The following is a 26,078-nucleotide window of genomic DNA, read 5'->3' on the forward strand; positions in this document are numbered from 1 at the left end:
GTGACAACCCAACCGTGACAAGCGAACCGTGACAACAGAACTGTGACAATCGAACCGGGCCAGCGCACGTACGCCGGACGTCCTGTCGCCGACCGGCTGGCAGAGAGGCGTCGACGCTTTTTCGACGCGGCACTGGGCGAATTCGCCTCCGTCGGCTACGCCAAGTCGTCGGTGACGTCGATCTGCCGAGAAGCGGGTCTGTCGCGTCGACAGTTCTACGAGCTGTTCTCCGACCGCGAGGAACTCCTCGTCGCGCTCTACGACGAGATCCAGGGTGCCGCCCGAGATGCCGTCGCAACGGCGTTGTCGGAGAGCACTTCTCGTGACACGCACGTCTTGGCAACCGCTGCGATGCGCGCCTACATGAGCTCTGTGGGCACCGATCCCCGGCGTGCCGAGGTGTCATTCGCACAGATCGTCGGAGTCAGTCCGCGCGTCGAACAGCACAGACTCGACGGACGCGACGAGTGGGTGTCGTACTTCGTTGCCGCGATGTCGGCCTTCGCGGGAAGGCCCACCGACTCACGCACTGATCAGCTCGGAATCGCCTTCGTCGGCGCACTCACCGCGATCGTGCACCGCTGGAGCCTCTCCCCCGATCCCGAGTCGATCGACGACGTCGTCGAACTCCTCGCCGACGTCCTCCTGGCGTTCGCTGAGATCTGACCCCTCTGACGTTCCGACCAGCCTGTCGAGACCTGACCAACTCCGCGCCGATCTTGTGTGCCACACCACACTGGAGTAGCTTCTCCCCACAGTGAGACGTTGGTGTCTCACTCATTGGCAGCGAGGAGTCATGCAGGTGAGTCGGGGAACAGGTCACGCAGTCATGCGCGTGTGGACGGTCGGGGTTGCGGCACTGATGGCGCTCGGAATGATTGCGGGAGCGTTGATCTCCGGCGCGGGGCAGGCGTCGGCGGTGCCGGTCGCGCCGGCGCTCCCCTTCCCCGTTCCGCCGGCGATCCCCGAGTTCGACAAGAGTTTCTACTCGCCACCCGCGCAGACCGTGGCCACCAAGCATCCCGGTGAACTCATCGCGGCTCGACGGGTCAACCTGGCCGCGCTCTCGATCTTTCCGTTGAACGTCGACAGTTGGCAGTACTCCTTCCGCTCGACCAACACTCGCGGCGAGCCGATCGCCTCCGTCGCCACTGTGCTCAAACCCCGCGGCAAAGCGAAACCCGGTCCGTCCAAGCTGGTCTCGTGGCAGTCGGCCGAGGATTCGACGGCGCAGTACTGCGCGCCGTCGTATGCACTGCAGCAGGCCTCGATTCCGGGAACCCTGACCGGCTCGGTCGATTCCACATTCGAACTGCTCCAGATCACGTCGCTCGTCGCGGCCGGCTACTCGGTGGTGATCCCCGACCATCAGGGACCCGATTCCGCTTTCGCCGCAGGCCCTCTCGCCGGGCGTATCACCCTTGATGCGATTCGGGGTGCACGGAACTTCACGCCGTTGGGCCTCAAGCGCGACCTGCGAGTTGGTCTGATGGGTTACTCCGGTGGTGCCATCGCGACCGGCTGGGCGTCGGAGCTTCACGAGTCCTATGCTCCCGAGCTGCCGATCGTCGGGGCAGCCGAAGGTGGTGTGCCCGCGAACATCCGCGCGCTCGTCGACCTCGCCAACAACAACGCGGCGTCCGGCCTCATCCTCGCCGGGGTGATCGGTGTCAGTCGCGAGTACCCAGAGCTCGCGGCTTTCCTACGCGCACATACCAACCCGCTGGGCAAGGCGCTCATCGAGGGCAAGAATCCGCTGTGCCTCTCCTACCAGGCGGCGCTCGCCCCGTTCCTCAACATCAAGGGACTGATCGACGTCCCCGGTGACCCACTGGACTACCCGGCACCACGAAAAGTGCTGAACGAGTTGAAGATGGGGCGCAACACTCCGACCTTCCCGATGTTCATCTACCAATCGAATCCCGACTGGATAGCCCCGGTCGGTCCGGTCAACACCCTCGTGAAGACCTACTGCGCAACGCCGGGAGCCGACATACAGTACACGCGCGACCACTTCAGCGAGCACATCACGCTGGCCGTCGAGGGCTTCGCTCCTGCAGTCGTCTGGATGGCAGATCGCCTGGACGGCAAGCCCGTTCGACGCGGATGTTCTACGAGCGACCAGGGAACGATGGCACTCAACCCCGACACCTGGCCCGCTTTCGTCAACCTCGTCGGCAACAACCTCGCGGCGCTCGTGGGGCAGCAACTCGGCCGAAACCCGGTGCACCCCTGACCGTCAGCAGCGCGGCGCCGGCCGACCGGCGAACCTGTCGTTGAGGTAGGCCAACGCGTCGCCGGTCCACGGCGCGAGCGCCTCGGCGTGGTCGAGTCCCTGGTACACATGGATCGACGTGGAAAGTCCACGCGCACAGTAGCTTCTGCTCAGCCCGACCACATCGGCGGTGAGCATCACCCCGTCACCTCGACCGTCCTTGTCTCCGACGCCGAGCATCATCGGTGTTCGAGGTGTGCCGAGGGAACCCATCACGTTCGCCTTGATCGCTGCGGGGATACCCGGAACGTCGAGGAGCGAAGGATACTGCGGGAGCAGCAACGACGAATCGGTCAGATTCGGGTACTTGCCGAGGAAGTTGTTGATGCACTCACCACGAATGTCGCCGAGAACCTGAACACCCTTGGGCGACAGGTACTTATCGATACCGATGCCGTACGTCTCGTCGTAGACGCTCATGAGTGCGGGGATCACCGCCGACCACCGCGTGGTCCCGTTCACATAGGCGAGGTTGTGTGCCGGGTTGACCAGCACGCCGCCGGCCGTCGCACCGACCAGGTTCAACTCAGGTGCATACGACGGCGCCAACTCGGCACCGAATCCTGTCGGGATGGACCCGCCCGAGTATCCGTAGAGGCCGACCGGCGTCGAGGCGGGGGCGCGCAGAAACCGTTGTGCCGCACGGATTCCGTCGAGCGCGGCGTGCGCCGATTCCTTGCCGATGGTCCACCGCATGTTGGGACCCTCGTAGTCGGGGACCACCACCGTGTAGCCGGCTGAGACCATCGACGCGATCATCGTGACATCGACCGCACTCGACGACGACTTGCCACCGCGCAGCGTGTACGACGGGTCGCACTGACTGCCGAGCGCGTCGTAGAACTCGTGATACGAGATCATGCGCCGCGGCGTGCCCGGCCTGCTGCCTGGCGGCGAGATGATCGTGGTGACCGTCGACGACGGCGCCCGAAGGCGTCGTTGGTCCGGTACAGCAGTTGCGTGCCCGTCGCGGGCAGGCTGGTGCCGTTCGTGCCGAGCGTCACGACACGAGACGAGATCACCGCACCGGGCCGCAGCCCACCGATCGGCACGCTCGGGGTGTAGAACGGATCGTTCGCAGGCGTAACCGTTGGCGCCGCAGCGGGACTCGCGGCCTGCCCGGTCGACGACTGGGGTGCCGCCGGGGGTGCCGCCGACGCCGAGCCCGCCGAACCCCCCGAGTACCCCAGCAGCGACAAGGACAACACAAGCGCGACGACGACCGCTCGTACGAACACCGACCGTCGACTCACATCTACTCTGCGCACCCGCTCAAACTAGAACAGCGCCACCATCCGCGCAGCGCGATCCACCAAGCCGTCAATCAGACGACGCCCCCGCGGGTCACCTCGAGTGCGCGCTGCTCGATATCGGCGTCGGTGGCCGCGCTCAGGTCGATCGCAGCCACGCCCATAATGCGGTCATAGACTGATTTGTCGTGTTCTGACAACCACTTCGCGAACTGCTCCGCGACGTCGGCCTTGCCCTTCCCGTGCCCGAGGAGAACGAACGAGCGGTCTTTCAGATCGAGCTTGATCGATCCGGACAATTCCTTGAAGAACGCGTCGAGCCCCTTCTCGTCGTCGCGGCCGGTTGCGCGTTCGACGGTCCGCAGGTGACGCGCAACGGACTGCTTGTCGCGCACCTGTTTCGCGGCGTCGGTGACCTTCACCTCGTCGAGGTCGTAGGACAGAATCCGCGCTCCCTTGGCGTCGACGGTGACCACGGCCAGATCTCCCTCACCCTGGTCCTCCGGCTTGGCGGCCAGCAGGTGGCGAGCGAGTTCGATGTCCTTGATCGACACCCGCCCGTCGTGCGGTCGGTGGAAGACCTCGCGATGCCCGTTGAGCGATACCGACAGGCGGTCGCCGTGCTCCTGCTCGACCTCATCCGCGACGTCTTCCCACATGTTGATGAACTGCGTCCATTCGATGTCGCGCGGAGCGGGATGTCCGAGGATGGCGTCGCGTGTCTTGCGGTTGTGAGCGTTCACGTGTGTCAGTTCTCCTGTGCCGCACCGGATGCGGCTGGTTGTTGGGATTCCTTTGTAGCGGACGTATCAGTCGTCGCCGGTTCTGCCGACTTCGCGGGCGCCTCGGCGAGCTCGTCGGCAGGCGCCTGGGCCGCTGCGTCCTTCTTCACCGACAGGGTGAGCCTCGGCTCGCCCGCATCGACGACGACGGTGTCGCCGGGTTCGACCGAACCCTTGAGCACGAGGTTCGACAGCTCGTTGTCGAGCTGCTTCTGAATCAGCCTGCGCAGTGGGCGCGCACCGAACTCCGGCTGATAACCCTCTTCGGCGAGTTGATCTTTCGCCGCGTCGGTCACGTCGAGCCCGATGCTCTGCGACTTCAGCATGCGTCGAGTTCCGTCGAGAGTCAGGTCGACGATCTGGCGTAGCTGCGTCTTGTCGAGTCGATCGAATACGACGGTCTCATCGATGCGGTTGAGGAATTCGGGACGGAATCGTTGCCGCAGCAGATCCATCACGTCGGGGACCACCTTCTCCACGTCACCGTCGGGTGCGTTGAGGATGAGATCCGATCCGATGTTGCTCGTCATGATCACCAGCGTGTTCTTGAAATCGACTGTGCGACCCTGACCGTCGGTCACCCGACCGTCGTCGAGCAACTGCAGCAGCACGTTGAACACATCCGGGTGCGCCTTCTCGATCTCGTCGAACAGGATCACCGAATACGGCTGACGGCGAACCTTGTCGGTGAGCTGACCGGCGTCGTCGTATCCGACGTATCCGGGAGGTGCACCGACGAGTCGTGCGACGTTGTGCTTCTCCTGGAACTCGCTCATGTCGAAGCGGATCATGCGGTCCTCATCGCCGAAGACCGCTGCGGCAAGGGCTTTCGCGAGTTCCGTCTTGCCGACGCCGGTCGGTCCGAGGAAGAGGAACGATCCGATCGGCCTGTTGGGATCGGAGAGTCCTGCCCGCGCCCGACGCACGGCCTCGGCCACCGCGGTCACGGCCTTGTCCTGGCCGATCACCCTGTCGTGCAGCGTGTTCTCGAGACCGAGCAACTTCTCGCGTTCCTCGGTGGTCAACTCCGACACCGGGATTCCGGTCTGCCTCGACACCACCTCGGCGATGTCCATGACTGTCACCTCTGGTGTAGGTGACTGACCCGCGGCACCGGCACTCGCGCGCTTCTCGTCGATCTCGGTCTTGAGTTGGTTCGCGCGCTCGTAGTCCTCGTTGGCGACGGCCGATTCCTTCTCCCGTTCGAGACGCGCGACCTCCTCCTCGAACTCCCGTGTCTCAGGGTCGGGAGTCTTGGTACGCAACCGAACCCGCGCACCCGCCTGGTCGATCACGTCGATCGCTTTGTCCGGCATGAACCTGTCGGTGACGTAGCGGTCGGTCAATTCCGCTGCGGCGACGAGAGATTCCTTCGTGTATCGCACCTGGTGATGTTCTTCGTAGACATCGGCGAGGCCCTCGAGAATCTGGATCGTGTCGTCGACGGAGGGTTCGGAGATCATCACCGGCTGGAAGCGACGTTCGAGCGCCGCATCCTTCTCGATGTACTTGCGGTATTCGTCGATCGTCGTTGCGCCGATGGTGTGCAACTCACCTCGGGCGAGCGCGGGCTTGAGCATGTTGCCCGCGTCCATCGAACCCTCGCCGCCGGATCCTGCACCGACGATGGTGTGCAGCTCGTCGATGAACAGGACGAGCTCGTCGGAGTGCTCGCGCACCTCGTCGAGCACCTTGGTGAGCCGCTCCTCGAACTCGCCGCGATACTTTGCGCCCGCGACCATCGAACTCATGTCGAGCGCGATCACGCGTCGCCCGGCGAGCGTCGACGGCACGTCGCCGTTGACGATGCGTTGCGCCAGACCTTCGACGATCGCCGTCTTTCCGACGCCGGGGTCGCCGATCAGCACCGGATTGTTCTTACGACGCCGCGAGAGGATCTCGATGGTCTCCTCGATCTCGTCGTTGCGACCCACCACGGGATCGACGTTGCCCTCCCTGGCCTGTTCGGTCAGATCGCGCCCGTACTCGTCGAGCGTCGGGGTGTCCGACTGCGCTGCGGGCTTGGCCTCCGCCTTGCGCCCCTCGTCGATTCCCGCCCCGCCCTTCAACACTCGCGCGGCCGGGATGTCGGACGGCAACATCGCGATGCCGAGGAGTACGTGCTCGGGCCCCACGTATCCGACGTTCGCACGCGCCGCCTGCTGTTGTGCGTTGCGCAGCGCCTGCCGGGCCGCCGGACTCAGACCGGGGTTCTCGTCGCTGGTCCCCCGCCGTCGACCGACGAGATCGCCTGCATCTGTGAGGCAACGGTTTCCGGGTCGAGGCCGGTCTGCTCGATGATCGAACGCGACGGCTCGACCTGCGTGGCACCGTACAGGAGATGCTCGGGTGTGATCTCGGAGTTCCCCCACTCTACGGCTGCCTGCGCGGCCGCCGAGACCAGTCGCTTGGTGTCGTCACTGAACAATCGGTTGACGTCGACGCGCTGCACCTGCGGACGGGTGCCGCTGCTGCCGAAGAACCTGTTGAAGATGTCGCCGAAGGCGTCGTTGCTGCTGAAAGGGTCGCTACCAAACCATGACTCGGACAAAGCTTCCTCACTTCGCTCGGGCGCGACGCCACTGAGTCCGAATTCGGGTGGGCACGAATTCAGGTGGGCACGCGCAGTTTTCGGGTAGTCATGCGGAAGTGTCGGCAGCAGCGGCGCGGCCGGTGCCGAAACAACCAAACTCCCGGGACGTCGCTAGTCCGTCCCGGTCACGCGAAGAGGAACCTCTGTTCCGATGTTAGCCGCTATGTCGAAGCTTCGCCACGAGATCTGCAATGCGCCCGACCCCGCGGCATCTCGATCGGGTCTCGACGCTCAGACGTCGGCGAGAGCTCGACGCACCGCCGATTGCCAGCCCGCGGCTTCACGGCGTCTGCGCTGCGGATCCATCGACGGCGTCCACGAGGCCGCGACGTGCCGGTTCTCCCGCAGCGAATCGAGATCGTCCCAGTAGCCGACGGCCAGTCCCGCGGCGTATGCCGCCCCCAGTGACACTGTCTCGGAGACGAAGGGCCTGATGACGGGGACGTCGAGGACGTCGGCGACGTGCTGCATGAGCAGGTTGTTCGCCGTCATCCCGCCGTCGACAGCCAGCCGCTGCAGTTGAATACCGGCGACGTCGCGCATCGCTTCGACGACGTCGGCTGTCTGCCACGCGGTTGCCTCGAGCACCGCGCGGGCAAGATGACCTTTTGTGACATACGACGTCAGCCCGGTCACGATCCCGCGGGCTTCCGAATTCCAGTGCGGCGCATAGAGTCCGGAGAAGGCAGGGACCACGTAGCAGCCTCCGTTGTCGTCGACGGTCCGTGCGAGAGTCTCGATCTCCGGCGCGGTGTCGATCAGGCCGAGTTGATCCCGACACCAGCTCACCAGCGAACCCGTCATCGCGATCGGACCCTCGAGTGCGTACACCGGGGCCTCACCCGGCAGGCTGTAGGCGATGGTCGGCACGAGACCACGCGCCGACGGAACGATCGACGTTCCCACGTTCATCAGCACGAAAGCGCCTGTGCCATAGGTACATTTGACGTCGCCGGGAGTGAAGCAGGTCTGGCCGAACAGCGCCGACTGCTGATCGCCGAGCGCACTCGCGATCGGCACACCCGGCAGCACGCGAGCACACTTGGCGTACACCTCACTACTGCCGACGACCCTCGGCATCATCGCCTCCGGGATGTCGAGGAGACGAAGCATCCGTGAACTCCAGTCGCGTCGTCGAAGATCGAGCAACAGGGTGCGACTGGCGTTGGTCACGTCGGTGATGTGGATACCGCCCTTGGGGCCACCGGTCAGGTTCCAGATGAGCCAGGTCTCCAGCGTCCCGAACAAGACCTCGCCGTGCTGGGCCGACGCTTCAGCGCCGCCGATGTTGTCGAGCAGCCAGCGCAGACGTGGCGCGGCGAAGTAGGTCGCCGGGTCGAGTCCTGTCACGTCGCGGATCTCGCTGGCGTGCTCGCCGAGCTGGTCGACCATCGGCCCGGTGCGCGTGTCCTGCCAGGTGATCGCAGGGGCGAGGGGGCGTCCGGTGCGTCGATCCCAGATGACCGTCGTCTCGCGCTGATTGGCAACACCGAGCGCCACGACGTCCGACGGCGTCCGGCCGGCGAGGGCCAGCGCCTTGGGCACGACCTTCTGCACGTTGACCCACAGCTCGTGCGCGTTCTGTTCCACCCAACCCGGCCGCGGGAACGTCTGTTTCTGCTCGAGTTGGGCGATCGACACCATGCGGCCGTGCCTATCGAAGAGCATGCAGCGTGACGACGTCGTCCCGACATCGATCGCCGCGACGACCGAGCCGTCGGTGGCCTTCGCGCTCACCGCGCAGCACCCAACTCCCGGTCGATCGACGTCGCAGCCTGTCGCATCTGATCGATCACGACGTTGCGCGGCAGCGTGCCCGACCGAAAGATCGTCGACGGTGGTCCGACCACGACGAGCGCGCCGATCTCACCGGGCCTGCGCCCGTGCACGGGAATGGCCGTCGCAGCACTGCCGCGTTCGTACTCGCCATGTTCGGTGGCCAATCCGGTTTGACGCACGGTGGCGATCTCGGCTGCGAGATCGGTGGCGCGAGACAACCGTGTCCGAGGTGAACCTGTCCAGAATCATGTTGCGCAACAATCGATCCCGATTCTGCGAGTAGGCGAGGAGCAACTTCCCGCCTGCCGACGCATGTAGCGGCACGCGCTCGCCGACGCGCATCCGCTGGGGCGAGTCGTCGGGCCTGAAGACGTGATGCACCACAACTGCGGCGTCGGTGTCGAGCACCTCGAGCCAGACCTGCATGTCGAGCATTGCCGCCAGGGTGTCGCACCACCCCATCGCCGCCGACCGCAACACGTTGCCGTCGAGATTCGACGGCGCGCCGTTGTGGTGCGCACCGGTGAGGTAGGAGCCGTCCTCGTCCTGATCGACGTAGCCGATGTCGAGGAGGGTGCTGAGGATGCCGTGCACGGTTGCCTTCGGTAAGCCCAGCTCAGTCGCGATTTCTCGTAACGACAACGACCGCGGACTGCGCTCGAGCAGGTCGAGCGCGGCGGCGGCGCGCTGGATCGACTGGATTGGTCCCGGCACCTTGCCTCCTCCCTCGGATCCCACTGGTCCTATGAGCCTTGTGAACGTGTGTCGATGCTCGACTTTACGGCCGTCTACAGCCCCCGCGATCGAGAATGGCCGACCTTCGTTCGACATTGTCGAACGGCAATCATTGATCTGGGTCACACCGTCGGCCTAGTTTTTGTTCCATCCGGCAGGTACCGACGACACCATCAGGACATCGAGCCGGTCACAAAGGAGTGAAACCATGACGAAGAAAATCCCGCTGGTGGGTGAACTCTCCGCCGAATGTCTGGGCACGATGATCCTCATCCTGTTCGGCTGCGGCGTGGTCGCCCAGGTCGGCTGCGGAGGCTTTCCCAAGGCGCTCGGTGCGGGCGACCACAACTCGATCGCGTTTGCGTGGGGCTTCGGCGTCACGCTCGCCGTCTACGTCGCGGGTCGTCTCAGCGGCGCTCACCTCAATCCCGCTGTCACCATCGCCCTGGCCGCGTTCAAGGGCTTCGACCGCCGCAAGGTCTTGCCGTTCATCGCCGCGCAGATGGTCGGCGCGTTCATCGGAGCGCTGATCGTCCGCTACACCTACGCCGATCAGATCAGGGCAATCGACCCCGACCACACCAAGGCGACCCAGGGCATCTTCTCGACGTCCCCGGGCAGCGGCATCTCCCTGACCACCGCATTCATCGACCAGATCGTCGGCACCGCGATCCTCGTCGCCGTGATCTTTGCCCTCACCTGCGTGGTGAACAATCCTCCGCTGGGCAACATGGCGCCGCTCATCATCGGCATCCTCGTCGTCGCGATCGGCATGGCATGGGGCACCAACGCCGGTTACGCCATCAACCCCGCGCGTGACTTCGGTCCGCGACTTGCCTCATTGATCACCGGCTACGGCGACGCGATGTACTCCGCGAACGGTCCGGAACTCTACTTCTGGATACCGATCGTCGCGCCTATCATCGGTGGGCTCATCGGTGGCGCGATCTTCGTCTTCGGCATCGAGCGCTTCCTGCCGACCGAGGGCGACGACAGCCAGGAGATCGGTGTTTCCGAACCCACTGAACCCGAGCACGTCAGCGCGCGACACTGAACACACTCATCACCCCGATCCCAGACTTCATCGAGAACGAGAGACATACCCATGCCAGATTTCGTCGGTTCCGTCGACCAGGGAACCACCAGCACCCGATTCATGATCTTCGACCACGCAGGTAACGAGGTCGCCCGCCATCAACTCGAACACGAGCAGATCCTTCCCCGCGCCGGCTGGGTCGAGCACAACCCGGTCGAGATCTGGGAGCGGACATCTGCCGTCATCCAGACAGCGCTCGGCAAAGCAGGACTGACGGCCAGCGACCTGGCCGCCCTCGGTATCACCAACCAGCGTGAGACCACCGTCGTCTGGGACCGTCGAACGGGACGTCCGTACTACAACGCGATCGTGTGGCAGGACACCCGCACCGACAAGATCGCCAGCGCCCTGGAACGAAACGGCCACGGCGACACCATCCGACACAAAGCGGGACTGCCGCCCGCCACCTACTTCGCCGGCGGCAAGATCCAGTGGATCCTCGAGAACGTGCCGGGCGTCCGTGAGGCGGCAGAAAGCGGCGACGCCATCTTCGGCACCACCGACACCTGGCTCACCTGGCATCTCACCGGCGGCTATCGCGGCGGCGAACACGTCACCGACGTGACCAACGCGAGCCGCACCATGCTGATGAACCTCGAGACCCTCGACTGGGACGACGAACTGTTGGCCCTGTTCAACATTCCGCGCGCGATGCTTCCCGACATCCTGCCGTCGTCGAGCCCCAAGGCTTTCGGTGTCACAGAGTCGACCGGACCGCTTGCGGGTGAGGTTCCTATCACCGGTGTGCTCGGCGACCAGCAGGCAGCGACCGTCGGCCAGGTCTGCTTCGCGCCCGGCGAGGCCAAGAACACCTACGGCACAGGCAACTTCATGTTGCTCAACACCGGTAACGACATCGTGCGCAGCAAGTCAGGTCTGCTGACCACCGTCGCGTACCAGCTCGGCGACGACAAGCCCGTCTACGCACTCGAGGGCTCGATCGCGGTGACCGGCTCCGCCGTCCAGTGGCTGCGCGATCAGCTCGGAATCATCAGCGGCGCATCACAATCCGAAGCGCTGGCCCGTCAGGTCGACGACAACGGCGGCGTCTACTTCGTGCCCGCATTCTCCGGCCTGTTCGCTCCGTACTGGCGGTCGGATGCGCGCGGCGCGATCGTCGGACTCTCGCGGTTCAACACCAACGCGCACCTCGCGCGTGCCACCCTGGAGTCGATCTGCTATCAGACGCGCGACGTCACCGAGGCGATGACCGCCGATTCCGGTGTGACGCTTGATGTTCTGAAGGTCGACGGCGGCGTCACCGCCAACGAACTGTGTATGCAGATCCAGGCCGATGTGCTCGGCGTCCCGGTCAGCCGACCGGTCGTGGCCGAGACCACCGCACTCGGCGCAGCGTACGCGGCGGGGCTGGCCGTCGGAGTCTGGAAGAACACCGACGAACTGCGCGAGAACTGGAACGAAGCCCGCCGGTGGGAGCCGGAGTGGGACAAGAACCAGCGCGAAGCCGGTTACAAACAGTGGCGCAAGGCCGTTGAGCGCACGCTCGACTGGGTCGATGTGGACTGACGATGTCACCGTTGCCGGGCTGCCATTCACCCGCCACGTCGCGCATGGTGCGTCGTGTCGCGGTGGATGAGCAGTCGGGCGAGGTTCTCGTCGAGCACGATGTCCGTGATCAGTCCCGCTGCGAAAGCACCTTCTGTCGCAGCGGCTTTCGACTCTCCCGACACCACACATATACGACGGGGGACGGCCCGGATCACATCGAGGTCCGGGCCGGAGGATCGCTTGTTCAACTCGATTCCCTCGTCGCTGCCGTCGTGACGGTAGAACACCGTCGCGACGTCGCCGACGACTCGCTCGGAGCGCAGCGACGCGAAGTCGGCGGGCTCGAGGTAGCCACCGGCGTAGACGTGGCTGGGGACGTCGGCGTCGGGGGCGCCGAGTCCGAAGAGCGCCACGTTCATCATCTGCTGGACGTCGAGGACTCGCTTGGTACTCCGCTCATGCCACAGTGCGACCTTGGTGTTCGGGTCGTCGAAGAACGCGGGCACCGGAAACTGTTCCACGCGAGCCGAATACGCCGTGGCGAACCGGCGGAGGATCTCGCTGGCGTAGTCGATTCCCGAACTCGTCGGGTTGCCCGCGCCGTTGAGTTGCACGATCTGCGTGTTCCACAGTTCCTTGGGCACAACGTGTCTGCTGACGACGCTGATCGTCGCACCCCAGGCCACGCCGAGCGTCGTATTGGCCTCCAGCGCCCTGCCCAGCGAACGCGCGGCTTCTTGGCCGACGCGCTCGAGTCTGTCGGCGTCGGACATCTGCGCGGTCGTCGGGACGACCGATGCGTTGACACCGAAGCGTCGGCCGAACTCGTCAGCAACCTCGCCGGTTCTACCCGCCGGCGCGTGGATCGTGATGTCGACGAGGCCGGTGGCGCGGGCGAAGCTCAGCAGTCGCGACACCGACGAGCGGCTCATGCCCATCTCGCGACCGATGGCGGCCATGTCGAGGTCTTGCATGTAGTACAGATGCGCCGCACGCACCGCGAGTGCAGTGCGCTTCGGATCGTCGGCCGCGACTCGTTCCACCCCACACGTTCTACCAGCAAAACCCACCCGTGCACATATGTTCAGAAGTATTGCTCTTATGTGCAGTGACCATCAGGATGGAATCATGACCGAAAACACCACCTCGACCGCACCGCTCCGGCCAGGCGTCGCGACGCTCACCGAGCGCCCGTCGGCACAGGTCCTCATCATCGGTGGCGGCATCAACGGCATCTCCACCTTCCGCGACCTCGCACTGCAGGGCATCGACGTCGTGCTCGTCGAGCGCGACGACTGGGTCAGCGGCGCGTCGTCGGCGTCGAGCCACATGATCCACGGCGGCATCCGTTACCTGGAGAACGGCGAGTTCCGACTCGTCCGTGAGTCGGTGCACGAGCGCAACGGACTCCTCGAGATCGCACCCCACTATGTGAAGCCTCTCGAGACCACCGTCCCGATCTTCTCGACGTTCAGCGGAATCCTCAACGCGCCGAGGCGTTTTCTCACCCACAACACCGGCAAACCCAACGAGCGGGGCGCGGCGTTGATCAAGGCCGGACTGGTCATGTACGACGCCTTCTCCGGTGCGGGCAAGCGCCGGGTGCCGCGTCACAAGTTCCGCGCAGGCGACAAGGCCCGCGCCGACATGCCGCGACTGAACTCCGGCATTCGTTACACCGCAACCTATTTCGACGCATCGGTGCACGATCCCGAGCGTCTGGCACTCGACGTCCTCAAGGACGGTCTGGCCACCGGCCCGCACGCCCGTGCGACCAACCACGTCGAAGCCATCGCGATTCGCGACGGCGAGGTGGTGCTCGCCGATCGTGTCAGCGGTGAACAGTTCACCGTGTCTGCCGAGGTCATCGTGAACGCGAGTGGTCCGTGGACCGATCTCACCAACGACGCGCTCGGCGGCGACACCCGATACATGGGCGGCACCAAGGGATCTCACATCGTTCTCGATCACCCCGACCTCGTCGAGGCCACTCGTGGACGCGAGATCTTTTTCGAGCACTCCGACGGTCGTATCGTGCTGATCTACCCGCTCAAGGATCGAGTTCTGGTGGGCACCACCGACATCGACGCCGACCCGAGCAAGCCGACGCGATGCACCGACGACGAGATCGACTACTTCTTCGACCTCATCAGGCACGTGTTCCCCGATATCGCCGTCTCCCGCGACGACATCGTGTACTCGTTCTCCGGCATCCGCCCGCTGCCCCGCCACGACGACACGACGCCGGGCTTCGTCTCGCGCGACTACAACGTCGAACGTACTGAGCTGCCCGGGGTTTCGGTTCCCGTGCTGAGCTTGGTCGGCGGCAAGTGGACCACCTTCCGCGCCCTCGGCGAGCAGTTGTCGGATCGCATCATGGAGCTGCTCGGCGCGGCCCGACAGGTCTCGACCGTCGGCCTGCCCATCGGCGGCGGCCGCGATTACCCGACCACCGACGCGCAACGTCGGGCATGGGTGGCAAGTCGACGCGGCGACGTTCCCGCCGACCGCGCCGACGAGTTGCTCACCCGCTACGGCACCCGCGCCAGCGAGGTCATCGCAGCGATCACCGCCGGCCCCGACGCACCGCTGCCCGCCAGCGGTCTCTCGACGGCGGAGCTGCGCTACATGATCGAGACGGAGCAGGCCGTCCACATCAGCGACATCCTGCTGCGCAGAACAGATCTGGCCTTCGTCGGCGGAGTGACCGCGGCCGTACTCACCGAACTCGGCGACGCGATGGCCGAGATCCTCGGCTGGGACGGCCAGCAGCGCGCCGCCGAAATCGAGGCGGCCGTCGAGAACCTCAACGACGCCCACCGCGTGCAGGTGACCGCCAGCGCGGCGAGCGTCTGACCGCCGGGCGCTGGTGATCTCGACAAGCTCGATCAGCGGTGGAGGCCCCCGCTGGTTGAGCGGGCGTGAGCGCAGCGAACACCCAAGTCGAAACCACACCCGCTGCGGCAAGTGATCTCGACAAGCTCGATCAGCGGAAGTTCAGCTCGATCAGCGGTAGTCCAGCCCGATCAGCGGTGGCGGCTGACCCCCGCTGGTTGAGCGGGCGTGAGCGCAGCGAACACCCGAGTCGAAACCACCCCCGCGCGGCGAGTGATCTCGACAAGCTCGATCAGCGGTAGTTCAGCTCGATCAGCGGTAGTCCAGCTCGATCAGCGGTGGGCCCCCGCTGGTGATCTCGACAAGCTCGATCAGCGGTGGTCCAGCGCCACAGCTCCATCCGCGGCCTGCGTCGTCAGGCCGCGGACTCCGTCGCCTCGACGGCGGACGATGTCGCGACGACGATCGCGCCGCTCACCGCGGCGGCGAACGCGATCAGCGTCGGCACCGCCCAGCCGGGACGTGTGCTGTCGCCGAGCAGCGCAATCCCCAGCGCGCTGGGAACCACCGTTTCGCCGACCACGATCGACGCCGCCGCGGCGCTGACGGCCCCGGTCTGCAGCGCGACGGTGAACAGATAGAACCCGCCGACGCCGCAGATCGCCACCGCGTATGCGGCCGGGTCGGTGAGTATCGCGCCGACGTCGAACGGGTCGACGCCGTCGAGAATCCTGATCGCCACGGCCATCAGACCGAACAGTGCACCGCCGCCGAGTCCCGCGACAACGGCGACTCCCCTCGGAATCACCCTGGTCACGGCAGTGACCGCCACGAAGAGCCCGACACCTACCCCGAGTAGCGCCCAGTGCAGCCAATTGTGGTCGCGGTGCCCCTCTTCGCCAGCGCCGATACCGAGCACAACGAGCGCGATCACCACGACGGCCACCGCGGTCCACTCTCGACGGCTGAGTCGGGCATCGAGGACCACCGTCGCCAACACCGCGGTGACAACCAGGTTCGCACTCACGATGGGCTGCGCGAGGAAGAGCGGAGTGAGCCTGTCCGCGACCAGGTTTCCAGCGAAGCCGACCACATCGAGCACCAGTCCGAGCAGAAACGACACCGTGAGCATGGCCGTGATCGTCGAACGCAACGACGGCGCTGCCCCGACCGTGCCGTCCTCTACACTCTGCGCACCGCGCGCCTGCAGCACCGACGCCGTGCCGTACGCCAACGCCGCGAGGATCGCAGCAACGATGCCGATGACCATGCGGTTCAGTATTCATCATCCGCGTGGAGAGAACGGGACCTCATGGCAACGCAACGGCCCGACGTATCAGCTGCCGTGCCCGTAGCCGGCGGGCAGGTTGACCGATTCCGCTTTCTCGACGGCGGTCACGGCGCCCGACGATGCCAGGATCACACCGCCGACGACCGCGGCCACGAAGGCGACGATCGCGGCAGGCCCCCAGCCCGAGCGGGTGACGTCGCCGAGAAAGATGATGCCAACAGCGCCCGGCAGCACCGTTTGTCCGACGACGAGCGCCGCGGCCGCGCCATTGACCGAACCCGTCTGCAGCGCAACGGTGAACAGATAGAAACCGCCGATGCCACTAATGAGGAGCGCATAGAGCGCGGGGTCGGTGAAAAGCACTCCCGGCTGCAACGGTGAAACACCCGTCAGCACACGGGAAGCCACGGCCATGACCCCGAAGATCGCGCCCGCGATGAGCCCCGCGAAAGCCGCGATTCGACGCTTGAGCACGCGCGCTCCCACGATGCCGATCACGATCAGCAACGGTCCGGCTACCAGCGTCGCCCAGCCCATCCAGGCGTCGTAGTCGGTGCCCTCGCGCCCGGCAGATATCGCGAGCAGGATCAGCGAGAGGATGACCACCGCACCCGAAACCCATTCTCTCCAAGTGAGAGTCACCTTCAGCACGATCGCGGCGAGCACCGCGGTCGCGACCATGCGCGCGGAGATGATGGTCTGCGAGAGGAACAGTGGGATCAGTCGCGCGGACACGATCGTCGCGATGAAACCGACGATGTCAAACGCAAACCCGATGAGGAACGGCACCGTCAGCATCGTCGCAGCGGTCGAGCGCAGCGTCGGATGTGGTGTGTTCGAACGCAATTCGGACCTGTGCTGAGCACGCTGCGCCACCCGCTCCGCGCCGAGCGCCTGCAGGACAGATGCCGCCGCGAACGAGAGCGCACCGATCACCGCGATGATGATTCCCATTGTCATCGCGACACCAGCACACACCGCGACCAGGTCGCCGTCACACCACGCGTCATACCGCGCTACTGAGTCTTGGCGTGGGGCTTGAGTACGTCGGTACCGACGAACCGCGCGAGTTCGTCGGGCAACACAACCGAACCGTCGGCCTGCTGATGGTTCTCCAGGATCGCGACGATCCACCGCGTCGTCGCGAGCGTTCCGTTCAGCGTCGCGGCGACCTGCGGCTTACCCGACTCATCGCGGTACCGAATAGACAGGCGACGCGCCTGGAACGTCGTGCAATTCGACGTCGAGGTCAGCTCGCGATACGTCTGCTGCGTGGGAACCCATGCCTCACAGTCGAATTTGCGTGCGGCCGACGACCCGAGGTCGCCTCCGGCAACGTCGATGACCCGATATGGGACGTCGATCGCGGCGAGCATCTCCTTCTCCCAGCCGAGCAGTTTCTGGTGCTCGGCGGCGGCGTCCTCGGGCTTGCAGTAGACGAAGCCCTCGACCTTGTCGAACTGGTGCACGCGGATGATGCCGCGCGTGTCCTTGCCGTAGCTACCCGCCTCGCGTCGGAAACACGTCGACCATCCGGCGTAGCGCTTCGGGCCGTCGGAGAGGTCGATGATCTCGTCCATGTGGTAGCCGGCGAGCGGCACCTCCGACGTTCCGACGAGGTAGAGATCGTCGTCCTTGTCGAGGTGGTAGACCTCATCGGCGTGTGCGCCGAGGAAGCCGGTTCCGCCCATCACTTCCGGGCGGACCAGCACCGGCGGGATCATCAGCGTGAATCCATTGGCCGTGGCCTTCTGCGCGGCCATCGTGAGCAGTCCCAGCTGCAACATCGCGCCCTGACCGGTCAGGAAGTAGAACCGCGAGCCGGAGACCTTCGCGCCACGCTCCATGTCGATGAGGCCGAGCGACTCACCGAGTTCGAGGTGGTCCTTGGGATTCTCGATCTCCCGCGGCTGACCGACGTGCTCGAGAACGACGTAGTCGTCCTCGCCTCCGGGAGGCGCGCCCTCGACGATGTTGGAGATCGCGCGCTGCGCATTCGACGCGGCCTCGTCTGCCTCGTTCTGCCGCGCGACCGCAGCCTTGACCTGATCGGCGAGCTCTTTGCCCTTGGCCAGCAGCGCTGCCTTCTCGTCGCCGGACGCCTTGCCGACCTGCTTACCGAGCGCCTTCTGCTCGGAGCGCAGCGAGTCGGCTTCGACGATGGCTGATCGACGCGTCGAGTCGGCGTCGAGCAGAACGTCGACGAGGCCGGGGTCTTCTCCGCGGACGCGCTGCGAGGCGCGGACGAGGTCGGGGTCGTCGCGGACGATTTTGAGGTCGATCACGCCTGTCAACGATACTGGAGCGCCCGGCGGGCGGATCGTCGGACGTTGCCGCGCCTACTGCCAGTGCCCGCGATAGTCGGCTCGGCCGAACATCGACGCCGCGTCGTCGGCGCTCGGGGTTCCCGCGAAAGGGTCGGCTCCGGCCTTCACCAATGCCGCGACGACGTCGTCGAATCCCTTGAACACGGCACCCGCAAGGGGCGTCTGGCCCTTGTCGTTGGCGAGGTCGGCGTCGGCGCCGCGCTCGGCGAGAGCGGTCACCGCCTCGACGTTCCCGTGGTAGGCGGCGAGCATCAGCAGCGAGTCACCCGACTGATTGCGCAGGTCAACGGGCACTCCGGCGTCGAGGTAGGCGGCAAGCGATGCGGCGTCGCCCGAGCGGGCCATGTCGAAGAGTCGTCCGGCCAGTTCCTGGACGTCGGCACTCGGTTCGGGGTCGTCTGCGCTCACCCGTCCGAGTCTAAGCACAGGTATCGGCGCACCCGGACGCTCGGAAAGTGCATGATGGATGCCGATGAACGACGATCCCGACAAGGTGTCCGACGACGAGACGCCCGACCCCTCGGCGACCGACCACGTCGAACCGGTCACCGAGCAGCTCGAGCCGGTCACCGAAGAGTTCGAACCCATCGCCGACGAAGCGGGTGTTGAGGCTGGGGCCGGTGAGAGTGACCGACCGGAGGCCGAGCGACCCGTCGCCGACGACGCCGCCACCGCAGAACCCACGCGTCGACGCGGGGTGACTGGAGCGCTCGCCGCGAACCCGATGCGGGTGGTGCTGGCGGCGATCGTGATCGGTGCGATCGTCGCGGGCGGCATCGCGTTTGCGCTCGGCTCGTTCACCGACAACGGGAACGTCGGAAGCACCGACATCGGCGAGAACGAGCGCCTGACACAGAACGCGTTCACTCGGTCGGTCGCGGGCGACTGCCTCGATTGGCCCGACGGGCAGCCCGGCCAGCCGTCGAAGGTGGGGTGCGACCAACCGCATCGCTTCGAGGTTGCCGGTCCGCTCAACACCGCGGTCCTTCCCGGATCGGAATTCGGCGACTCCGCGGCGTGGCCCGGCGCCGAGCGATTCGCCGCGATCCGCGACGAGCAATGCCCGGTCATCGTCGACGACTATCTGCAGGGCAAACTCGATCCCCAGGGGCGCTTCTCCGTCGGCATGATGTTCCCCTCACAAGCGCAGTGGGACAAGGGCGCTCGCGAACTACGCTGCGGACTGCAGCAGACCGGCAAGGGTGGTCAGCCCGACCAGGTGACCGGCCGCGTCGTCGACAACGACCAATCGTTCTCGTGGCCACCGGGCACGTGCATCGGTATCGATCAGCAGACTCGACGCCCCACGGTGCCCGCCACGGTCGTCGGCTGCAGTGAGCCGCACGCGTTCCAGACGACCGGCATCGTCGACCTGTCTGCACGTTTCGGCAACCGGACGTCGGGCAAGCCGTGGCCGCAGATCGACGAGCAGAACAAGTTCTTGGCCGGAATCTGCCCCGCGCAGGCGCAGCGATTCCTCGGCGGCAAGGAGAAGCTCGACGCCACCACGCTCAACACGCAGTGGTCGGTGATCAGCGAGCCGAGCTGGCTCGCGGGCAGCCGCAAGGTGGTCTGCTACATCGGGTTGCCCGACCGCGGCGGATTCGCGACGCTCGTCGGCGACGCGCGCCAGACACTCCTGATCAACGGCAAGCTCCCGGCACCGCCGCCGCAGGCACCCCCCGGCCGAGTCCTGCCCACACCGGTCCCACTACCGCCCGGCATCCAACCGAACCCCGAAGAGGTCCCCGCCCCCGCGGGCTGATCAGGAGTACACCCATGCCCGTCGCCATGTCCGACGACGAGTTCGAGGGCCTGGTGTCCGATGCACTCGACACCATCCCGAAGGAACTGACCGACGCCATCGACAACGTGGTGATCCTCGTCGAGCCGAACAACCCCGAGTTGCCGAACATTCTCGGGCTGTACTCGGGCGTCGCGCTCACCAGCCGCGACCACGACTACGGCGGCTTCCTACCCGACACCATCACCATCTACCGCGAGCCGATCCTCTGGATGTGCCACACCCGCGAGCAGGTCGTCCACGAGGTCGCGGTCACGGTGATCCACGAAATCGCCCACCACTTCGGCATCGACGACGCCTGGCTCCACGCGCACGGCTGGGGCTGAGGGTAGGAGCGCGGCGCGTCGGAGTTGGGCGCGGGCCGGGGCGCGGAGGTCGCGCCGCGTCGCGCAGAAACTAGGGGAAAGAACCTTTCCCCGACTCTTGTGCCTTTGCTCGAGTTGTTTCTCGCGCAAGGGCACGGGACCCGGGGAAGAGCCACGCCAGCGCGCTGGAACTAGGGGAAGAGTTGCGCGACGTCGCGCAGAACCCCGCCGACCTGCACGGCGCAGCGCTGAACCCGGCGGTGGGTGCACCGCGCCGCGCAGAAACTAGGGGAAAGATTCTTTCCCCGACTCTCGTGCCTTTGCTCGCGTTGTTTCTCACGGAAACGTACACAACCCGAGGAAAGAACCCTTCCCCTACTTCCCGCACCCCTACTTCCCGCACCCCTACTTCCCGCACCCCTACTTCCCGCACCCCTACTTCCCGCACGACGGCGCGCACGCCCCGCGGGGCTGAACCCCCAGCGGCACAAACCTTCCCCTACTTCCCGCGCGTCGGAGCGCCGGCACGGCCCGCCCCGGTCCCACGCAACCGCCGCGCGCCCCGGCCACCTACCCCATCGGGTCGGCGACGAGGGGCTCGTCGACGAGTGCGAACGGGGCGCGGGTGGCGCCCCAGCGGTGCGGGACCCACAGGCCGTCGGCGTACTCCAACTCGACGGAGCCGGTGTTGGGCAAATGCGTTGCGGCAGCGAACTTTCCGTCGATGCCCGCGAGGTGTGCGGCGACGAGTCGAATCGCCGCGCCGTGGCTGACCAGGTACACGTCGCGGGCGTCGGGTCCGCTGAGGTAGCGCTGCGCGAGGTCGGTGACCGCGGGCAGGTACCGCTCGAACACCATCGTGAGCGACTCGCCGCCGGGGATCGGGGCGTCGGGGTCGCCCGAGTACCAGCGGTCGAGGATCTCGCGAAAGACGCCGTGCGCCTCGTCGTCGGTGCGGTCCTCGAGCTCGCCGGCCTGCACCTCGTGCACCCCGGGCACGACTTCGGCGTCGGCGCCCCACACCGACGCGATAACCTCTGCGGTCTGCTGGGCGCGCGTCGCCTGCGAACTCAGCAGCACCGGCCCGGCGTCATCGGTGCGCTCGACCTGATTCTCCAAGCCGTACCGAACTGCTTGTCGCACACCGAAATCGGTGAGCGCGGCGCCGGGTAGTGCGGTGTCGAGTCGACGCATCACGTTCGACGTTGTCTCGCCGTGGCGAACCAAATACAGACGGGCCATCAGTCATCACCATCCTCGACATCTCCATCTCCTCGACGCATCGCCGAGACCCACTCCATGCCCGGTCGATGATCCGGCGGCGGCGAGCCGATCACGCCGCGCGCCGTCCACGACCCCAGATACACGATGTGCTCGGCGTCGCGATAGAGCGCTTGAAGCGCTTCGGCCACCGCGTCGTCGTCGATATGTCCGACGGCGTCGAGGAAGAATCGATACTGTCCGGGATTGGACTCGCCGGTATCCGGATCGCGCCGAGGTCGAGATTCGATTCGAGTGAGATCTATTCCACGCGAGGCGAATTGATTCATCGCCGACATGAGGCTACCGGGCTCGTTCGGAAGTTCGAGGATGACGGCGGTGCGGTCGGCGCCGGTCCTCGGCGGCGGCGAGACCGGTCGGCCGACGAGAAGGAATCGCGTCGTGGCGTCGACAGCATCCGACACGTCGTCGGCGATCACGGTCAGCTCCGACAGTTCTGCCGCCAGGCGCGTGGTCACCGCGGCGTCTGCCTTCCCTGCCGCAACATCTTGTGCCGCACCGGCATTCGATGACGCGATGACGAATTCAGCTCCCGGATAGAGCTTTTCGACGGAGGATCGGACCTGGGCCGACGCGACGGGGTATGCGGCGATCCGCTTCACCTGCGACGCATCGATGGCCGTGCGAGCGGCGATGGCGAATGCGACGTCGAGCACGGTTTCGGCGACGACCTGCACACGCTTGGAACCGTCCGGGACGAGCGCATCCATCGTCGCCGGTACCGATCCCTCGAGCGAACTCTCGATGGGCGCGCACGCGAAGTCGGCGTCTCCGGCGCGGACCATCGCGATCGCGGCGGCCGGACTGGGCGCCGCCACCTTGGACACCTCGTCACTGTCGTCGCGGCGCGGAACCCCTGCGGCGCCCGTTTCGGTCGCGAGGATCTTGTCCAACGCCATCTCGGTGAAGGTCCCTGCCGGACCGAAGTACGCGAACACTGACACGACCCGAGCTTAGTCGACACAAAGTGAACATCTCCCTGACCTGCGCAGACAAACCGTCGACCGTCGACGAAACGTCGAAGAAGCGCCCGCTCGACGCCGAGCGCTGCACCGAAAGCGGCAGCCCCCTCGTCAGATTCCACGCGATTGCAACCATTGACGGATCACCCGAAGCGACTTTAGGTTAGGGTTACCTATTATGAGCTGGACAGCACATCAGCCGACCGGGAGTGAGTACCGCATGACACGAGCCGTCACCGACAGACCGACGGACGCCGAGGTCATCGCCACCGCATGTCGAAGGGCGGGAAGCGCGATGCTGGCCGTCGAATCACCCGTCGAGCCGTCGCAGAGTGCACTGCACAGCCACGAGGCCGACCTCGCCACCCCGACCCAGGTCGACCTGGTCCACCTCTTCGACACGCAGGCGTTCATCCTGGTCCCCACCGGGGGACCGGCGATGCGAGCGGCCGTCGAGAGTCCCGACGGCTTGCCCGCGATGGTCGAGGTCACCGACTGCGCACCCATCGACCTGCGCGAACGGGTCCGCTCCCTGATCTGGCTCAACGGACGCCTGCACCACGTCCCGGCCAATCTCGAACGCGACCTCGCCGTCGAGATCGCCACCGAGCACCCCGACGAAGGACTCCTCGACATCGGTCACGGGCGGTCGATGATGCGACTGCAGATCGAGACCGCCGTTGTCGCATGCGGCGCGGGTGCGGCGTCGGTCGCCGCAGACGAACTCGCTCGCGCAGAGCCGGATCCGTTCTGGGAGTACGAGAACGACTGGATCAGTCACCTCGACGCCGCGCACGCCGACATCGTCGACCAACTCGCACGTCGACTTCCGCGTCACCTGCGGCAGGGCCGGGTACGCCCACTCGGACTCGACCGCTTCGGACTACGGTTCCGCGTCGAGGGTTCGGCCGGCGACTCCGACGTCCGACTCCCGTTCCCCCATCCGGTGAACGACGTCAGCGAGTTGTCGCGAGCACTGCGCAACCTGGCCGGCTGTCCGTTTATGAACAGCCTGCCGGATTAACTAGACCACCCCCGCCCAGTCGAATCAGAAGACCCCCTCGTCTAGATCGACTGGACTGCCAGGGCGCGCGGTCGGGAGGGCTGCCCGACCGCGCGCCCGACTCTTCCCCGGGTTCCAGCGCGGCCGCGCGACTCTTCCTCGGGTTTCAGCGCGGCCGCGCGACTCTTCCCCGAGTTTCAGCGCGGCCGCGCAACTCTTCCCCGAGTTCCAGCCCGCTCGCGCAACCCTTCCCCCAGTTCCAGCGCGGCCGCGCGACTCTTCCCCTAGTCGCTTGCCCTTCCGCGCGAAACAAATCGAGCAAAGGTACAAGAGTCGGGGAAAGAATCCTTCCCCTAGTTTCTGCACGACGGCCCACACCCACAGCGGCGGTCAGCCCACCGCCGCGCAACTCTTCCCCGGGTTCCCGACTGACGGCGCGACCCTTCCCCGGGTTCCAGCGCGGTCGCGCAACTCTTCCCCGAGTTCCCGACTGACGGCGCGACCCTTCCCCGGGTTCCAGCGCGGCCGCGCGACCCTTCCCCTAGTCGCTTGCCCTTCCGCGCGAAACAACTCGAGCAAAGGTACAAGAGTCGGGGAAAGAACCCTTCCCCTAGTTTCTGCACGACGGCAACGCACCCCACGGGGTCCAGCTCGCCGCCGCGCACTCTTCCCCTAGTTTCTGCGCGACGGCCACGCACCCCCACGGGGTCCGGCCCACCCGCGCGACCCTTCCCCGGGTTCCAGCCCAACCCCGCCCCAGCCCGGCGCCGTAGGCTGTCGGCCATGGTCGACGTGAGGCGCGGGGTCGGTGCGATCCTCCGACCAGCGCCGCAGCGAGTCGTCGAGGTGGTCGACGACCCCCGCGAGCGGCGTGCGTTGATCGTCGAACTCGTCATCGTCGGCGTGCTGACCTTCGGTTTCTCGGCGATCTCGGCGATCCTCTCGCTGATCGAACTGCAGCTGACCAGCGGTGTCGGCAACGCGACGGTCGCACTCAATCCGAGCCGCTCGTCCGTCGGGCTGATCGATTTCCTGCGGCAGCTCATGAGCGTGCTACGACTATTCGCGATCGCCGGACTGGGCGTCTATCTCCTCTGGCGGTCCGGCCTGCGCCTGCGCACCGTGGGACTCGCCCGCCTCAGCGGCCGCGACGTCCCGCCGGGTCTTGTGCTCGCTGCCGCGATCGGACTGCCCGGGTTGGCGCTCGTCGCCGCGGCACGAGCTCTCGGAATGAACGCTCACCTCGTCCCCAGCGAGGTCGACGGTCCGTGGTGGCATTGGCCGGTGCTGATCGCCATCGCAATCGGCAATGCCGCCGCAGAGGAGATCATCGTCGTCGCCTACTTCATCACGCGGCTGCGACAGCTCGGCGCGTCGGAGAACGCGTCGTTGGCCGCGAGCGCCCTACTGCGTGGGGGTTATCACCTGTACCAGGGTGTCGGCGCGGGCATCGGGAACGTCGTGATGGGTCTCGTCTTCGGGCGCTACTACCAGCTCGCCAACCGGGTGTGGCCGCTGGTCATCGCGCACGCGGTGATCGACGTCGTGGCGTTCGTCGGGTACGCACTGCTCCACGATCACCTCGGTTGGGTCGGCTGAGCACACGCGATCGGCCCGTGCGCTGTGTGAATGACGCTTGGTGCCCAGGCGCCCGCGTACATTTGATCTGATGAACGAGCCAGATCCGCGCTACATGCGGCGCCGCGGTGGTCCGTCGCCGCACGAGCAGCAGCCGCGGAATCCGGCGCCCGTGCCGCCTGGAAGAGACCGCGCTCCCGCAGGTCAGCGGCGAAATCCCGCACCGCAGCCGCCCGCTGACCAACGACCTCGCACTCCCGCACCGCATCCCGCTCGCCAGGGCGACCCACGGCAACAGGGACAGCCTCGACGTCCCGCGTCCCCAAACGGCGCCCATCCAAACGCCGCACCCCCGAACGCCGCACCCCCAAATGCCTACGACCCGACCCGCCAGGTGCCGGGGGCCAACGGAAACGATCGGGGTCGACGCGCTGCGGAGTACCAGCCACCGTTGGCGTGGTCGGCGGCGCCCGATCGTGCCCGGCCCCCGCAACCGAGTCCTCGACGCCCCGCGCCTCCCGGACCCTCACGACAGCCCTCCCCGCGCGGCGCAGATCACGCCGGACCCGTGAACCCCAAGCCCTCGCACGCCGCGGTCGGCGCAGCAGCGGCCGCCGCGGCGGGGGCCCGGGGCCCCCCCCCGCCCCCCCCGCCCGGGGCCCGCCCCCCCCCC

At 66.3% G+C, this 26,078-nt stretch carries 20 protein-coding genes and 2 pseudogenes; 9 read left to right on the forward strand and 13 right to left on the reverse strand.

The window, feature by feature from the left end:
• The first annotated feature begins 42 nt into the window (after window positions 1-42).
• Together B3T59_RS04765 and B3T59_RS04770 are read left to right on the forward strand one after the other, a co-directional pair.
• Window positions 43-666: a TetR/AcrR family transcriptional regulator gene (locus B3T59_RS04765; RefSeq protein WP_005206229.1), complete on the forward strand. Its 624-nt coding sequence runs from the start codon at window positions 43-45 to the stop codon at window positions 664-666.
• Window positions 667-862: 196 nt separating this feature from the next.
• The gene (locus B3T59_RS04770) at window positions 863-2,236 is read left to right on the forward strand and encodes a lipase family protein (protein ID WP_085941938.1); all 1,374 of its coding nucleotides are present in this window, start codon (window positions 863-865) and stop codon (window positions 2,234-2,236) included.
• A gap of 3 nt (window positions 2,237-2,239) precedes the next feature.
• On the opposite strand, the pseudogene B3T59_RS04775 reads toward B3T59_RS04770, so the two are convergent.
• The 6 genes and pseudogenes from B3T59_RS04775 to B3T59_RS04805 all read right to left on the reverse strand — a co-directional run bounded on the left by B3T59_RS04775 (window position 2,240) and on the right by B3T59_RS04805 (window position 9,393).
• Window positions 2,240-3,483 (reverse strand): annotated as a pseudogene (locus B3T59_RS04775) (lipase family protein).
• A gap of 116 nt (window positions 3,484-3,599) precedes the next feature.
• Entirely contained in the window at window positions 3,600-4,268 is a 669-nt protein-coding gene (locus B3T59_RS04785; RefSeq protein ID WP_251721559.1) for a hypothetical protein, read from the reverse strand.
• Window positions 4,269-4,273: 5 nt separating this feature from the next.
• A pseudogene (locus B3T59_RS04790) lies at window positions 4,274-6,858 on the reverse strand (ATP-dependent Clp protease ATP-binding subunit).
• 273 nt (window positions 6,859-7,131) lie between these two features.
• A complete protein-coding gene (gene glpK / locus B3T59_RS04795) occupies window positions 7,132-8,637 on the reverse strand; it encodes a glycerol kinase GlpK (RefSeq protein WP_005206219.1) in 1,506 nt (501 codons plus the stop codon).
• On the reverse strand, window positions 8,634-8,858 hold the full coding sequence (locus tag B3T59_RS04800; RefSeq protein ID WP_287001601.1) for an IclR family transcriptional regulator domain-containing protein: 225 nt from the start codon (window positions 8,856-8,858) through the stop codon (window positions 8,634-8,636). The genes glpK (B3T59_RS04795) and B3T59_RS04800 overlap by 4 nt, the downstream gene beginning before the upstream one ends.
• Window positions 8,767-9,393, reverse strand: coding sequence for an IclR family transcriptional regulator (locus B3T59_RS04805; protein ID WP_287001602.1), 627 nt, complete (start codon window positions 9,391-9,393; stop codon window positions 8,767-8,769). The genes B3T59_RS04800 and B3T59_RS04805 overlap by 92 nt, the downstream gene beginning before the upstream one ends.
• Window positions 9,394-9,622: 229 nt before the next feature.
• On the opposite strand from B3T59_RS04805, the gene B3T59_RS04810 reads away from it, so the two are divergent.
• Complete coding sequence (locus tag B3T59_RS04810; protein ID WP_287001603.1) at window positions 9,623-10,468, forward strand: MIP/aquaporin family protein; 846 nt, start codon at window positions 9,623-9,625, stop codon at window positions 10,466-10,468.
• Between the two features lie 51 nt (window positions 10,469-10,519).
• Window positions 10,520-12,037, forward strand: coding sequence for a glycerol kinase GlpK (gene glpK / locus B3T59_RS04815; RefSeq protein ID WP_064861557.1), 1,518 nt, complete (start codon window positions 10,520-10,522; stop codon window positions 12,035-12,037).
• A 26-nt stretch (window positions 12,038-12,063) separates the two neighbouring features.
• On the opposite strand, the gene B3T59_RS04820 is transcribed toward glpK (B3T59_RS04815), so the two are convergent.
• On the reverse strand, window positions 12,064-13,062 hold the full coding sequence (locus tag B3T59_RS04820) for a sugar-binding transcriptional regulator (protein WP_064861558.1): 999 nt from the start codon (window positions 13,060-13,062) through the stop codon (window positions 12,064-12,066).
• 85 nt (window positions 13,063-13,147) lie between these two features.
• On the opposite strand from B3T59_RS04820, the gene B3T59_RS04825 reads away from it, so the two are divergent.
• Window positions 13,148-14,875 carry a glycerol-3-phosphate dehydrogenase/oxidase gene (locus B3T59_RS04825; RefSeq protein WP_005206210.1) on the forward strand — a complete coding sequence of 576 codons (1,728 nt, stop codon included), beginning with the start codon at window positions 13,148-13,150 and terminating at the stop codon, window positions 14,873-14,875.
• Between the two features lie 394 nt (window positions 14,876-15,269).
• Here the strand turns inward: B3T59_RS04825 and B3T59_RS04830 are convergent, their stop codons facing one another.
• The 4 genes from B3T59_RS04830 to B3T59_RS04845 form a co-directional block, all read right to left on the reverse strand.
• Window positions 15,270-16,124, reverse strand: coding sequence for a DMT family transporter (locus tag B3T59_RS04830; RefSeq protein WP_064861559.1), 855 nt, complete (start codon window positions 16,122-16,124; stop codon window positions 15,270-15,272).
• Between the two features lie 66 nt (window positions 16,125-16,190).
• A complete protein-coding gene (locus tag B3T59_RS04835; protein WP_287001604.1) occupies window positions 16,191-17,105 on the reverse strand; it encodes an EamA/RhaT family transporter in 915 nt (304 codons plus the stop codon).
• A gap of 56 nt (window positions 17,106-17,161) precedes the next feature.
• The gene (gene serS / locus B3T59_RS04840; RefSeq protein WP_287001605.1) at window positions 17,162-18,430 is read right to left on the reverse strand and encodes a serine--tRNA ligase; all 1,269 of its coding nucleotides are present in this window, start codon (window positions 18,428-18,430) and stop codon (window positions 17,162-17,164) included.
• A 54-nt stretch (window positions 18,431-18,484) separates the two neighbouring features.
• Entirely contained in the window at window positions 18,485-18,880 is a 396-nt protein-coding gene (locus tag B3T59_RS04845; protein ID WP_039855714.1) for an ankyrin repeat domain-containing protein, read from the reverse strand.
• Between the two features lie 64 nt (window positions 18,881-18,944).
• Between B3T59_RS04845 and B3T59_RS04850 the strand changes: the two genes are divergently transcribed.
• Together B3T59_RS04850 and B3T59_RS04855 are read left to right on the forward strand one after the other, a co-directional pair.
• Window positions 18,945-20,237 (forward strand): septum formation family protein, encoded by a 1,293-nt coding sequence (locus B3T59_RS04850; RefSeq protein ID WP_039855690.1) that lies wholly within the window; start codon window positions 18,945-18,947, stop codon window positions 20,235-20,237.
• A 14-nt stretch (window positions 20,238-20,251) separates the two neighbouring features.
• Window positions 20,252-20,602 (forward strand): metallopeptidase family protein, encoded by a 351-nt coding sequence (locus tag B3T59_RS04855; protein ID WP_005206192.1) that lies wholly within the window; start codon window positions 20,252-20,254, stop codon window positions 20,600-20,602.
• Between the two features lie 549 nt (window positions 20,603-21,151).
• On the opposite strand, the gene B3T59_RS04860 is transcribed toward B3T59_RS04855, so the two are convergent.
• Window positions 21,152-21,823, reverse strand: a complete 672-nt coding sequence (locus B3T59_RS04860) for a histidine phosphatase family protein (RefSeq protein ID WP_287001606.1) — start codon at window positions 21,821-21,823, stop codon at window positions 21,152-21,154.
• Window positions 21,823-22,806, reverse strand: a complete 984-nt coding sequence (gene pheA / locus B3T59_RS04865; protein WP_287001607.1) for a prephenate dehydratase — start codon at window positions 22,804-22,806, stop codon at window positions 21,823-21,825. The genes B3T59_RS04860 and pheA overlap by 1 nt, the downstream gene beginning before the upstream one ends.
• Window positions 22,807-23,044: 238 nt before the next feature.
• On the opposite strand from pheA, the gene B3T59_RS04870 reads away from it, so the two are divergent.
• Both B3T59_RS04870 and B3T59_RS04875 read left to right on the forward strand, forming a co-directional pair.
• Window positions 23,045-23,848, forward strand: coding sequence for a DUF2470 domain-containing protein (locus B3T59_RS04870; protein ID WP_039855686.1), 804 nt, complete (start codon window positions 23,045-23,047; stop codon window positions 23,846-23,848).
• Between the two features lie 762 nt (window positions 23,849-24,610).
• The gene (locus tag B3T59_RS04875; RefSeq protein ID WP_039855685.1) at window positions 24,611-25,426 is read left to right on the forward strand and encodes a CPBP family intramembrane glutamic endopeptidase; all 816 of its coding nucleotides are present in this window, start codon (window positions 24,611-24,613) and stop codon (window positions 25,424-25,426) included.
• Window positions 25,427-26,078: the final 652 nt, after the last annotated feature.

This window comes from Gordonia sp. UBA7860 (assembly GCF_002500165.1).
Lineage (GTDB): Bacteria > Actinomycetota > Actinomycetes > Mycobacteriales > Mycobacteriaceae > Gordonia > Gordonia sputi.

Bases quoted from the DNA above. Each gene is read 5' to 3' on its own strand.
- B3T59_RS04850 (WP_039855690.1), top strand. From the start codon at position 18,945: ATGAACGACGATCCCGACAAGGTGTCCGACGACGAGACGCCCGACCCC.
- B3T59_RS04855 (WP_005206192.1), top strand. From the start codon at position 20,252: ATGCCCGTCGCCATGTCCGACGACGAGTTCGAGGGCCTGGTGTCCGAT.
- B3T59_RS04835 (WP_287001604.1), bottom strand. From the start codon at position 17,105: ATGACAATGGGAATCATCATCGCGGTGATCGGTGCGCTCTCGTTCGCG.
- B3T59_RS04810 (WP_287001603.1), top strand. From the start codon at position 9,623: ATGACGAAGAAAATCCCGCTGGTGGGTGAACTCTCCGCCGAATGTCTG.
- B3T59_RS04770 (WP_085941938.1), top strand. From the start codon at position 863: ATGGCGCTCGGAATGATTGCGGGAGCGTTGATCTCCGGCGCGGGGCAG.
- B3T59_RS04860 (WP_287001606.1), bottom strand. From the start codon at position 21,823: ATGGCCCGTCTGTATTTGGTTCGCCACGGCGAGACAACGTCGAACGTG.
- B3T59_RS04870 (WP_039855686.1), top strand. From the start codon at position 23,045: ATGACACGAGCCGTCACCGACAGACCGACGGACGCCGAGGTCATCGCC.
- glpK (WP_064861557.1), top strand. From the start codon at position 10,520: ATGCCAGATTTCGTCGGTTCCGTCGACCAGGGAACCACCAGCACCCGA.
- B3T59_RS04875 (WP_039855685.1), top strand. From the start codon at position 24,611: ATGGTCGACGTGAGGCGCGGGGTCGGTGCGATCCTCCGACCAGCGCCG.
- B3T59_RS04825 (WP_005206210.1), top strand. From the start codon at position 13,148: ATGACCGAAAACACCACCTCGACCGCACCGCTCCGGCCAGGCGTCGCG.
- B3T59_RS04830 (WP_064861559.1), bottom strand. From the start codon at position 16,124: ATGGTCATCGGCATCGTTGCTGCGATCCTCGCGGCGTTGGCGTACGGC.